Here is a 12,435-nt window from a genome sequence, read left to right on the forward strand (position 1 = left end):
CATTTAGGTTGGCTGTTTTAGGTGAATCCGCTATATTGTATTACAAATAAAAATACTAACGTTGCGAATACATCATTACTCTTTAGGGACGCCCAATGGTTCAGTCATTATTGCCGAATATCCTCGAATTCATCTCTCATATTGACCCTTTTGATAAGCTCCCACCAGAATTACAACGCCAGCTAGCAGGCTGTGTGAGCATTACCTATTTGAGCCGTGGTGAGCAAATTGATTTTCACCCTGATGATACTCGCCGCTTTCTTTACATTATTCGTACTGGGGTAATGGAGCAGCGCAAAGCCAATGGCGTGTTACGTGCCAAACTTGGCCCCCAAGACTTGTTTGGATTTACCTTTTTGGAAAACAACGCCGGTGGTGAAGACGAGTACAGTGTCGCCATTGCCGCTGAATCCACTCTGCTGTATTTAATACCCCATACAGATCTACATACATTATTAGAAGAACACCCTCAATACGCCGAGCACTTTGCATCTCAAGCACAAATTCGCTTACAGAATGCCCTCAATGTCGTCTGGTCCGATAATGACAAAGGCATCTTTGTGAAAAAAGTCTCCGAAGTGGCCACCAGCTTTCCCGCGGTTGTCACTTCAGATATGACGATAAAACAAGTCGCCCATGAAATGCGCAATGTGCTGCGCATCTCGACCGCCGTCGTCAAAAACAAAGGCCGTATTGTTGGGGTGATTACCGACCGAGACATGACCAAGCGAGTCATTGCCGATGGCGTCAGCACCGATCGCCCAATCAGCGAAGTGATGACCAAGTCTCCTCTGACGATTGGACCAAATGATTTGGTGCTCACCGCCGCCGCACTGATGATGCAAAACAACATTCGTAGCTTGCCTGTAGTCAGTGGCCATAAGGTGCATGGTTTACTCACCACCACCCACATGGTGCAAAAGAACCGCATTCAAGCGATATTCTTAATCGATACTATAAAGCACACCAACACCATTAAAGGCTTGTCTGATCTTACCCAAGAGCGCCAAGCCATTTTCGAAGCTATGGTGGAGGGCAAGGTTAGCTCCGAAATCATCGGGCAAGTGATGGGGATGATCTATGATGCGTACAATCGCCGCCTTATCCAAATCGCTGAAGAGAAGTTCGGCAAAGCCCCTTGTAAATTTGCTTGGATAGTGGCCGGTTCCCATGCCCGAAATGAAGTGCATATCTCTTCCGACCAAGACAGCGCCTTAATCGTCGAAGACAATGCCAGTGAAGAAGATATGAAGTACTTTAAACGCATGGCAAATTATGTATGTGGTTCACTCGGCCAATGCGGCTTCCAACTCTGCCCCGGCAACTTCATGGCTGCCAATCCAAAATGGTTACAAAAACTCAGTACTTGGAAGCATTACTACACAAAATGGGTCACAGTACCGGACCACGAGACATTGCTAAATACCAGTGTGTTTTTAGAAACTCGCAGCATCTACGGGGAAGCCGACTTCAACGACAAGCTTCAGCAACATTTATATAAGCTGATCAGCCAAAACCGTAATTTCCTAGCAACCCTGATTAGCGATGCGGTATCCGTCAACCCACCTCTGGGCATCTTTAATAGCTTGGTACTGGAAAAAAGCGGTGAGAATTCTAACACCCTAAACATCAAACGTTACGCCATTACCCTAGTGGTAGATCTGGCTCGTATCTATGGACTATCCGTTGGCTGTACTTCCACTAATACCGCAGAGCGTTTCAAATTCGCCCATAAAAAAGGCGTGCTCAGTGAAGATGCCTTTAAAAACATCACTGGGGCTTACCGCTTTATTAACCAATTACGCTATCTGCATCAACTAGAAGCACTAAAGAAAGGGGAAAGCCCGGGGAACAACATCGACCCGAACTTCTTTGGCAGTTTCGAACGCACCCACCTGAAAGACGCCTTTAGGATTATCTCGAATCTGCAAGATGCAGCGAAATTGAAGTTTAGCGGGGTATAAAGCGATGAAAAGCCTACTCAACCGCTTTCACCCTATTTCTCTGCTAGAAAAAAAGCGCTTAGCTCGATTAAATGAAGGTAACTTGCCTGAACACATAGTCGACCTACTCAGTGAGCCTTACCCGTCACCTGAAGCTAAGTTAAAAGACCTAGAGTTCTTGGTGTTTGACTTAGAAACCACAGGACTAGACCCAAAGACAGATAGAATATTGAGCATTGGTTACCTGTCTATCAAAGAAATGCGGGTGGACATAAGCACGTCGGTGCACACCTACGTTCAGGCGGAGAAATATGTCAAAGCGGAAGCAGCGGTTATTAACCACATAGTACCAGAGATGCTCTCCTCAGGTCAGCCCTTTGATGACGCCATGGAAGATTTGTTTCGTGCCATGAAAGGCAAAATACTCATAGCCCACGGCACAGTGGTTGAGAAACACTTTATCGATGCTTACCTGAAACACCGCTATGGTTTGCCACCCTTGCCGCTGATTTGGCTAGACACACTAGTGATCGAGAAATCCTTGCTGCGTAATAAAAACGATGCCGCCAGCGGCGACTTTCAGCTCGCCTCAGTACGAGAACGACACAAACTTCCCCCCTACTTGGCCCACAATGCCCTATCAGACTCCATTGCCACAGGTGAATTGTTTCTCGTGCTGACCAAAATCATCTACGGTAAAACACCTCCTTTATTAAGCGGCGTGTATAAACCGATTCATTAAAGCGATGAGTATCATTACGATACGCTTGCTCGGTCTCCCGTAGGTGCGGCTTTAGCCGCAGGCGGAAATGATGTTGCCAAACAAGGTAGCATTATTTCCTAGGGTTTTAATTTAGGCACCTTTCCCCCTAAAGGGGGACCTACAAAGGGATGTAAAAATAATGCGACCAATCTGGTTTTCATTATTGTCTGTGGGATGATTTTTGGCATCTTTCCCCCTAAAGGGGGACCTACAAAGGGATGTGAAAATAATGTGGCCTATCGGTTTTTCATCATTGCCTGTGTGATGATTTTTGCACCCTTCCCCCTAAAGGGGGACCTACAAAGGGATGTGAAAATAATGCGGCCAATCGGGTTTTCATCATTGTCTGTGGGATGGTTTTTGGCACCTTTCCCCCTAAAGGGGGACCTACAGACGGTGGGTTATTCGACCGTTACGGACTTTGCTAGGTTCCTCGGCTGATCAACATCGGTGCCTTTCACCACGGCTACATGGTATGACAATAGCTGTAGTGGAATGGTATGCACTATAGGTTCTAGTATGCTTTCAACCTTAGGCACTTCAGTGAAGGTAATGTTCTCTTCATTATCGAGCTCCGTGTCTTTGTCAGCGAAGACATAAAGTTCCCCACCACGGGCAGCGACTTCCTGTAAATTGGACTTTAATTTATCCAACATGTCGTTATGAGGCACCATGGTGATGATTGGCATGTTTTCGTCCACCAGCGCTAATGGACCATGTTTAAGTTCCCCTGCTGGGTAAGCTTCAGCGTGAATGTAAGAAATTTCTTTAAGTTTCAATGAGCCTTCTAGGGCAATCGGGAACATAGCGCCACGACCAAGGAAAAGAGCATTATGTTTATTCGCAAAACGGTCAGCCAATCGCTTAATATTGGCATCTTGTTTTAGCGCAGCATCCACATGAGCCGGTAGCGAACGCATGGCTTGCACTAGCTCTTTTTCTCGCTCTGCTGATAAGCCGTTTTCAACTGCTATCGCCACGCTAGTAATCAACAATGCCGTCAACTGGGTGGTAAAGGCTTTGGTCGATGCCACACCTATTTCAGCGCCCGCATTGGTTAGCAGAGTAAGTGCTGACTCGCGCACTAGCGTACTGGATGGGACATTACAGATGGCCAAGGTGGTTAAATAGCCAAGCTGTTTGGCCATGCGCAACGCCGCTAGGGTGTCCGCTGTTTCCCCAGATTGAGACAAGGTTAGGAACAAGGTATTTTTCGGTACCGCCACTTTACGATAGCGATATTCACTGGCAACCTCGACGCTACAAGGTAGTCCCGCTAAGTCTTCGAGCCAATATTTCGCCACCATGCCTGCGTGGTAACTGGTACCACAGGCAACAATGTGTATGTTTTCCACGTCTTTGAGGAACTGCGAATCGGCCCCAAAGCAGCTGGTCAGCACTTTTGTCTCGCTAATACGACCTTCAAGACAGGCACTGATCACACTTGGCTGCTCGTAGATCTCTTTAATCATGTAGTGACGGTATTCGCCTTTATCTGTCGCATCTACGTTGTGATTAAACACACTGATTGGGCGCTCTTGCACTTCGCCATTGATGTCATAAATCACCACAGCATCACGGCTAACGTCGACCACATCCCCTTCTTCTAGGAAGATAAACTGGTCAGTGACATGTAATAGTGCTAACTGGTCAGAGGCCACGAAGTTTTCTTCGATACCAACACCTACGACAAGAGGACTACCTTTACGAGCGGCAATAAACCGCTCGTTATCATCTTTTTGCACCACACCAATGGCAAATGCACCTTCTAATTTCAGTAAGCTAGCTTGCACGGCTTTTAATAGATCTGGCTCGCTTTGCAGCGCATCGTGAATAAGGTGAACAATCACTTCAGTGTCGGTTTCTGACTTGAATTCATAACCCTTGGCTTGTAATTCACGGCGTAATGGCTCGTGATTTTCAATAATACCATTATGTACCAAGGCTAGGTCGTCGCCAGAAAAGTGCGGGTGGGCATTGGCTTCGGTTGGTTTTCCATGTGTGGCCCAGCGAGTGTGAGCAATACCAATTTTTCCATCCAGCGGTTGTTCGGCAAACTTATCTTTAAGCGCTTGCACCTTGCCCACAGCGCGGTGTGCGAATACGCCAGTTTCATTGTTAATCGCTACGCCAGCAGAGTCATAACCACGATATTCTAAGCGACTCAGGCCTTCTACTAATATTTTTGCTACGTTACGACGCGCGATGGCACCAACTATTCCACACATATCTCTTCCCTCTGCCTGCGTCGACGCTTTCGCCCCACAGCCTTTTATCTTTAAGTTTAAATTGCTTTATTTGTTTAAGGAGTCTCGTTTAAGGTTAGAGACCCTTTTGAATTATTTTTTAGTTGGCCGCGGCCAATTGTCTTTATTGGCTTGGTGCGCGCGCGCAAAAGCTAATTTTTTCTCACCCACGGCTTTAGTAATGGTCGAACCTGCGGCAATTGTCGCCCCTTCGGCCACTTGCACCGGTGCCACCAAAGAGGTGTTCGAACCAATAAAAACGTTATCGGCCACCTGGGTAAGATGTTTATTTACCCCATCGTAATTACAGGTAATGGTGCCAGCACCCACATTCACATGAGCACCCATTTCCGTATCACCAATGTAACTTAAGTGGTTTACCTTGCTGCCCTCGCCAATAATGGCTTTTTTCGTCTCAACAAAATTACCAATTTTGGCTTTATTCGCCAGCTCAGTACCGGGGCGTAAACGGGCAAATGGCCCAATATCACAACTCTCCCCCACACGGCTATCATCGATTAGGCTATTGCTCTTAATAATTGTGTTATCACCAACGGTACAATCTTTTAGGTGGCAGTTAGCGCCGATTTGTACGCCATCACCCAACACTACCTTGCCTTCAAAAATACAGTTCACATCGATCACTACATCTTGTCCGGTAGTCAACTCACCACGTACATCTATACGTGCTGGATCTAACAAAGTGGCACCATTTTGCATTAGAGTAATGGCTTGCTGAGTTTGTAGTTCACGTTCTAAAGCAGCCAGTTGCACGCGATCATTCACCCCAGCTACTTCTGCTTCACTTTCTGGCTGCACAGTCACAATTTCTACACCCGCTTGGGCCGCCATAGCAATAATGTCCGTCAGGTAATATTCCCCTTGGGCATTATCATTGGTTAGAGATGCTAACCAACCTTGAAGGTGTTCATTTGGCGCTAGCAAAATCCCGGTATTTACTTCTTGGATGGCTAGTTGTTCTGGCGTGGCATCTTTTTGCTCGACAATGGCTTCAACTTGGCCCTGTGCATTACGTACGATACGACCATAGCCAGTTGGATTAACAAGCGAAATAGTGAGTAACACCAAGGTGTTTGGGGTGGATAAAGCCATCATCTTTTCAAGTGTGGCCTGACGTATAAGCGGCACATCACCATAAAGCGTCAGTGTTGCGCCTGTCGATTGCAAACTAGGGGCCACACGACGCAGGGCATCACCTGTACCTTGCGGGTCATTTTGCCAAACTACATTGGCAGAAAAATCTTGACAAGCTGCAGCGACTTGCTCGCCTTGATGCCCGACCACTAGGTGTAAATTAGCACCAGATAACGCACTAGCGGTTTTCAACACTCGGCACACCATGGCCTCGCCCGCGATTTTATGCAGTACTTTTGAAAAAGCCGATTTCATGCGGCTGCCTTTACCTGCCGCCAGAATTACAATATCTTGGTTCATTCGCCATCCTTGAGAGTGGAATTTTAGGTAATAAATTGATTGTGTTAATTAGACCGCGTTAACGAAAATCGAACAAGCGAAATTGTCACAAAAAAAATGACAAAATTTAATATAAGGGAGTAGAGTTTCCTAGGTCGGCATTTATGCTGACAATTGATTCGCATGAATTGGCGAACAATTTTACGTTTATGAGATTCTACTTCAGCCTGAAGGCTGACCTACGGGGTTTAGTTATTGGTTTTATATCTATTAAATTGATGCTTTGTATAGATTTTTTGCGCTTTTACATCTTCTTTATAGATATTAATATGCTGCCATTGCATCATTAATTTAAAAAGGAATGACACATGACAACATTACTTCGAATCGACTCAAGCGCCGCTGGCGAGCAATCTAAATCTCGTCAATTGGCAGATATTTTTATCAACAAATGGTTAGCAGATAATCCAAATGGTGAGGTGTTAGAACGCGATGTAAACGCTCAGCCGCTACCTCATTTCACTAGCCAGACATTAGCAGCTTTATTTACCCCTGAAGAGCAACGTACAGCTGAGCAACAAGCGATTGTCGCGATCAGTGACGAGCTGATTGAAGAGTTAGAAAAAGTAGATGTGCTGGTCATCTCAGCGCCGATTTATAACTTCAGCATCCCCTCGACCTTGAAAACTTACTTCGATCATATCGCTCGTGCTGGGCGCACCTTTAAATACACAGAAACAGGTCCAGTGGGTTTACTAGACAAAGATGCCTACGTGTTCACCGCTAGTGGTAGCTTTTTGGAAGGCACACCTGTTGATCATCAATTACCTTACATCAAAACTTTTTTGAATTTCTTGGGTATTCAGGTGAAAAACGTCGCCACAGCGGGTGGCCAAGCTATGGGAGAGCCTGGCGCAGAAGCCTTTAATAAAGCGAAAGATCAAATCGTCGCTTGGTAACTATTTCCCCTTCAAGCGATAAAGGTTGCATTAACCCTGCAACCTTTATCGCCCCTAGTAAGTCACCAAGCCAAGGCCAGCAATTAGTTGCGACCTTGACTTGGACACTTACGACATTCAGCTTGTAACAATTCCACTAATAGTCGTGCGGCGGGGCCGGTTCTTTCCCCTTTGCCCAATATGGCATAAACCTGAATGCGCTTTTCCGCTCCTGAAACAAGCGGCAAAGGTTTCAACAGCCCTTTTTCTAAAGCTTCGCCAATATCCGCTTTTGGCAACCAAGCAAAACCTATCCCACTTTCGACTATTTCTAGAGCTGACTGCACGCTGGAAACCGTCCAACGGCGATTGCTCCCCAACCAACCAGCATCCATAGAGGTTTCAACAGCCGAATCTCGTATAACTAACTGCAGCTCTCGACTAAGTCGTTCATTATCAATAGGAAGACTTTCTTGAAATAGATCATGTCCAGTGCCCGCCACCGCCACCAGCTCGACCGCAACAATAGGGTCTGCCAAATAGCCTTTTGGGACAACCGAACATAACACGATATCTGGATGGCCATTTTTTAACGCTTCAACACCACCACTTAATACCATTTCTTTAAGTTGCACCAAGGTTCCTTGGCTCTGGGGCTCGAACATTTTTAAGGCTCGCAATAGTGCCGGAGTTGGAAAAATCTGGTCGACCACCACCTCAAGCTCTGGCTCCCAGCCCTTACCTAACGTATGGGCTAACTCTTCCAGCTCAATAGCCTCTTTTATTAAATGACGAGAACGCCTTAACAACACTTCACCACGCTCGGTAAGTTGGGCTTTACGCCCCTCGATGGATAACAAGGGATAACCTAACTGCTCCTGCAACTTAGACACGGTATAGCTAACGGACGATTGACTCTTATGCAGAGCGTCGGCCGCTTGGGCAAAACCACCTCGGTCGATAACCGCTTGCAGCACACGCCATTGATCTAAAGTGACTCTTGGGGCTTTCACTAGGGATTCCTTAGAAAATTAACATTTCATAGACATATCGTATTTTTAGATTATTTGAGAGAAAAAGCCACCATTCATATCAAATTAATGGTTGTTTTTATAGATATTATCGCGGGAACGGAAGCCATACTATCAAGCAGAATTACATCATTGACTGGGGTTTGAATTCAGGCACTTTCCCCCTAAAGGGGGACCTACAAAATCTGCCTCATTTATATTGATGCCCATTGTAGGTACCGCTTTAGCGGGACACGGAAATCATGCTACCAAGCAGGATCATATTATTACCTAGAGTTTGAATTCAGGCACTTTCCCCCTAAAGGGGGACCTACATTTGGATACAGAAATCATGTAGCCAGGCAGAATTACATTATTACCTAGAGTTTGAATTCAGGCACTTTCCCCTAAAGGGGGACCTACGCTTGGAACGTCTGGAATAATCTAAGTTATTTTATACTTATAAATACACCGAGTCCCAAAACGGATATTGTTTTACACTTGCCACCAAACCTTTTCGAACTGGGTTGGCCACGATATATCTTGCGACCTTTATTCTATCGTCCTCCACTCTTAACGCCCTATCGTAGAATGATTTTTGCCAAAACTTTCCACCTTTATTTAGTTTTCTATTAAGAGCTAATGCACTATTTCCTTTTAATATAGCAATCACTTTCGCAAGCTCTATTGAGGAAGAGTTTAGCCTTAATAATCCATGAAAATGATCCGGCATAAGTACCCAAGTTAACCACTCGCAATTGCATGTCTTTTCATGACCCGCAAGCTGACGACAAAACAACATTGCTAGTTCATAGTCATCAAAATAGTTAATACGGGATTGAGTGTTGAAGGTAATGAAATATTCGCCATGATGGGTCGTATGACGACCAATCCTATGGTTCGTCCAAGGCATAAAGGCCTCGCTGTACAAGAAAGATTAGGTATTCTAGAAAGGAAAAGAAGCGACAGAGCCCCCATCCTGGAGGCTAAGGCATCCGTGCCCTCTGTCTGATTTAAATTTACTCTAAGATTGCCCGATTGAATGTAAGGAATGGTAAAACCTTCGGTGTATATTTGCTGCTGAGTTTTCATTTGATCACACGTTCACGGGTGTCACTTACAGAAACATCCATTTTATTTAATGAGATAGTTCTTCCGTAACTTATTGTGATAATTCTCTGTTGTTTTTATGAGAACCATCTTTTGTAGAAACCGTTTCAGCGGAAAGCCGAGATCATGCAGCTTAACTGAGTCACAGTTAAGCCTATGGTTTAAATTCAGGCACTTTCCCCCCTAACGGGGGACCTACATTTGGACACGGAGATCATGCTATCAAGCAGGATTACATCATTGCCTAGGGGTTGAATTCAGGTACTTTCCCCCCTAAAGGGGGACCTACAAAATCCGCCTCATTTATATTGATGCTCCATTGCAGGTACCGCTTTAGCGGGACACGGAAATTATGTGGCCAATCGGAATTTCATCATTTTCTATGGTTTGAATTCTGGCACTTTCCCCCTAAAGAGGGACCTACAAAATTTGCCTCATTTATATTGATGCTCCATTGTAGGTACCGCTTTAGCGGGACACGGAAATTATGTGGCCAATCGGAATTTCATCATTTTCTATGGTTTGAATTCTGGCACTTTCCCCCTAAAGGGGGACCTACAAAATCTGCCTCATTTATATTGATGCCCCATTGTAGGTACCGCTTTAGCGGGACACGGAAATTATGTGACCAATCGGAATTTCATCATTTTCTATGGTTTTAATTCAGGTACTTTTCCCCCTAAAGGGGGATCTACGCTTGGAAGCTGAGATCATGAATTCAAAAATAACCATTATCGTCCGACGCTTCCATAGGACACTTACATCTATAGACCATTAGCTTTTAGGGCTATGCGTTTACGCTGAACATCGATCTCTAGTACAGTGACTTTTACAACCTGCCCCACTCGCACTAGGTCTCTAGGGTCTTTTACAAAGCGATTTGCCAGTTGAGATATGTGGATCAACCCATCTTGATGAACACCTAGGTCAACAAAGGCACCGAAAGCGGCGACGTTCGTGACGACGCCTTCCAACTCCATATCTGGCTGTAAGTCCTCGATAGACTGAACTTGCTGGTCAAAGGAAGCATAGTGAAACTCAGGACGAGGGTCTCGCCCTGGCTTAGCTAGCTCACTTAAGATATCCTGATAGGTGAAGCTTCCCTCATTAGCAAACTCTGGCATTTGCTGTTTAATTTGAGCAATGGCTACCGTGTTCGCCAGGAGTTGTCTACTTTGCATTCCTAAGCGCGCCGCCATCGATTCCACTACAATATAAGATTCTGGGTGAACCCCAGATTGATCCAAAACCTCTTTACCATTTAAAATTCTTAAAAAGCCGGCACATTGTTCGAAGCATTTCTCGCCGATGCCTTTTACTTTTAATAGCTCACGACGAGATTCAATACGGCCTTTTTGTTGTCGATAATCCAATATATTCTTCGCTAGCCGCTCACTTAGCCCGGAAACATAAGAAAGTAACGAAGCCGAGGCGAGGTTTAAGTCTACCCCCACACTATTAACACAATCTTCTACCACATTGCTAAGGGCTTGACTTAAGTTCGACGCTTTTACATCGTGTTGATATTGCCCGACACCTATCGCCTGCGGATCGATTTTAACCAGCTCTGCTAACGGGTCCTGAAAACGGCGCGCAATGGAAATCGCCCCCCGTATGGTGACATCAAGGTCAGGGAATTCTTCGATCGCGACAGGTGACGCTGAGTATACAGAAGCGCCAGCTTCACTGACCACGACAGCCTGACAATTTAATTCAAACTGGCTTATAACCTTCCGCAAAAGTGTTTCAGTTTCTCTTGAAGCTGTGCCATTTCCGATAGCAGCCCAATTGACTTGATGATGTTGAATTAAGTGCCTAAGGGTCTCACTGGCTTCAGTTAAGCGATTTTGAGGCGGGTGAGGGTAAATAACCTGATGATCTAGAACATCACCCTGTTCATTAATCACCGCAAGTTTAACACCATTTCGGAAGCCTGGGTCCACACCGATTACTCGATGCCCTCCAGCAGGTGCAGCCATTAGAAGGTCTTTTAAATTATCACTAAAGACTTTAATCGCGCCCTCTTCTGCTTTCTCCTTTAATGTACCAAGAACATCGCTTTCTAATTTACTATGTAATTTATTCTTCCAAACTATATCTAAATAATTTCTTTGCAATGGGCTAAGAGGCTGATTCTTCTGTTCTGAGTGAAATAAAGTATTTAAATTAGACAAATAAAGTTCATTTGGAAAGCCATCATCATTTCGTAAAGAAATAGTAATTTTTAATAAACCTTCTTTTTTCCCTCGAAACAATGCCAGCAATCTATGAGGAGGGGTTTTACTTACTCTTTCATCGTATTGAAAGTAGTCGCGGAATTTCTCGGCCGCACTCGCCTTTCCCCTTAATACTCGGCTCGCTATGTAGCCTTGCTTTAGCAGTAACTCCCTACCCCGCTTTAATATTTCACTGTCATCTAGCATAGCTTGCGTATAGATAGATTCTATGCCGTCTAATGCAGCGTCTGCCTTCATCTTGATATTGTTTTGTTGGCACCATTGAGCAACAGATACAGGATGAGGGGAAGTTTCACCAGACCAGATAGCTGCGGCCAAAGACTTTAAACCCCTTTGAATCGCTTCATCGGCTTTATTTTTTCGAGTCTTTTTGTAGGGTGAATAAAGGTCTTCCAGCTCTACTTTTGAACTTGCGCTTTGCACCTTCTTTTTAAGAATCTCAGGCACTTCATCTATTGCATCTAATAGATTCAGTATTGCGGCTTTTCGCTTTTCTAAATCTGTTAGGTATTGCCAGCGCTCGTGAAATAATCGTAAATCTAAATCACTCATTCCTCCGCTGCTTTCTTTTCGGTAACGAGCGATGAAAGGTACTGTGGCACCCTCGTCAAACAAAGAAATAATGTTATCGCTATATTTCTTTAATATCCCAAACTCTTCACTAAGTGCTTTTGATATTGAATACATAAATTACTTATTCCTTACACTTTCAGTCTGCATTTTCACGGTTATTTTATTAGCATGTTGTTAATTT

Annotated in this window: 8 protein-coding genes; 3 read left to right on the forward strand and 5 right to left on the reverse strand. The window is 44.8% G+C overall.

Annotated features, from left to right (window positions below):
• Positions 1-95 precede the first annotated feature (95 nt).
• Together ACUM5Y_RS03985 and ACUM5Y_RS03990 are read left to right on the forward strand one after the other, a co-directional pair.
• The gene (locus tag ACUM5Y_RS03985; protein ID WP_445975557.1) at positions 96-1,964 is read left to right on the forward strand and encodes a putative nucleotidyltransferase substrate binding domain-containing protein; all 1,869 of its coding nucleotides are present in this window, start codon (positions 96-98) and stop codon (positions 1,962-1,964) included.
• A 4-nt stretch (positions 1,965-1,968) separates the two neighbouring features.
• Complete coding sequence (locus tag ACUM5Y_RS03990; protein WP_445975558.1) at positions 1,969-2,685, forward strand: 3'-5' exonuclease; 717 nt, start codon at positions 1,969-1,971, stop codon at positions 2,683-2,685.
• Positions 2,686-3,107: 422 nt separating this feature from the next.
• On the opposite strand, the gene glmS is transcribed toward ACUM5Y_RS03990, so the two are convergent.
• Together glmS and glmU are read right to left on the reverse strand one after the other, a co-directional pair.
• Positions 3,108-4,934 (reverse strand): glutamine--fructose-6-phosphate transaminase (isomerizing), encoded by a 1,827-nt coding sequence (gene glmS, locus ACUM5Y_RS03995; RefSeq protein WP_445975559.1) that lies wholly within the window; start codon positions 4,932-4,934, stop codon positions 3,108-3,110.
• Positions 4,935-5,045: 111 nt separating this feature from the next.
• Positions 5,046-6,407, reverse strand: coding sequence for a bifunctional UDP-N-acetylglucosamine diphosphorylase/glucosamine-1-phosphate N-acetyltransferase GlmU (gene glmU / locus ACUM5Y_RS04000; protein WP_445975560.1), 1,362 nt, complete (start codon positions 6,405-6,407; stop codon positions 5,046-5,048).
• Positions 6,408-6,754: 347 nt separating this feature from the next.
• Here glmU and ACUM5Y_RS04005 point away from each other — a divergent pair, with 347 nt between their 5' ends.
• Entirely contained in the window at positions 6,755-7,345 is a 591-nt protein-coding gene (locus tag ACUM5Y_RS04005; RefSeq protein ID WP_445975561.1) for an FMN-dependent NADH-azoreductase, read from the forward strand.
• 83 nt (positions 7,346-7,428) lie between these two features.
• On the opposite strand, the gene ACUM5Y_RS04010 is transcribed toward ACUM5Y_RS04005, so the two are convergent.
• The 3 genes from ACUM5Y_RS04010 to ACUM5Y_RS04020 all read right to left on the reverse strand — a co-directional run bounded on the left by ACUM5Y_RS04010 (position 7,429) and on the right by ACUM5Y_RS04020 (position 12,368).
• Positions 7,429-8,337, reverse strand: a complete 909-nt coding sequence (locus ACUM5Y_RS04010) for a LysR family transcriptional regulator (protein WP_445975562.1) — start codon at positions 8,335-8,337, stop codon at positions 7,429-7,431.
• 457 nt (positions 8,338-8,794) lie between these two features.
• Positions 8,795-9,247, reverse strand: coding sequence for an REP-associated tyrosine transposase (locus ACUM5Y_RS04015; protein WP_445975563.1), 453 nt, complete (start codon positions 9,245-9,247; stop codon positions 8,795-8,797).
• 961 nt (positions 9,248-10,208) lie between these two features.
• Positions 10,209-12,368, reverse strand: a complete 2,160-nt coding sequence (locus tag ACUM5Y_RS04020; protein ID WP_445975564.1) for a Tex family protein — start codon at positions 12,366-12,368, stop codon at positions 10,209-10,211.
• Positions 12,369-12,435: the final 67 nt, after the last annotated feature.

The sequence above is a fragment of the Marinomonas dokdonensis genome (assembly GCF_052747885.1).

Bases quoted from the DNA above. Each gene is read 5' to 3' on its own strand.
- ACUM5Y_RS03985 (WP_445975557.1), top strand. From the start codon at position 96: ATGGTTCAGTCATTATTGCCGAATATCCTCGAATTCATCTCTCATATT.
- ACUM5Y_RS03990 (WP_445975558.1), top strand. From the start codon at position 1,969: ATGAAAAGCCTACTCAACCGCTTTCACCCTATTTCTCTGCTAGAAAAA.
- glmS (WP_445975559.1), bottom strand. From the start codon at position 4,934: ATGTGTGGAATAGTTGGTGCCATCGCGCGTCGTAACGTAGCAAAAATA.
- glmU (WP_445975560.1), bottom strand. From the start codon at position 6,407: ATGAACCAAGATATTGTAATTCTGGCGGCAGGTAAAGGCAGCCGCATG.
- ACUM5Y_RS04005 (WP_445975561.1), top strand. From the start codon at position 6,755: ATGACAACATTACTTCGAATCGACTCAAGCGCCGCTGGCGAGCAATCT.
- ACUM5Y_RS04015 (WP_445975563.1), bottom strand. From the start codon at position 9,247: ATGCCTTGGACGAACCATAGGATTGGTCGTCATACGACCCATCATGGC.
- ACUM5Y_RS04020 (WP_445975564.1), bottom strand. From the start codon at position 12,368: ATGTATTCAATATCAAAAGCACTTAGTGAAGAGTTTGGGATATTAAAG.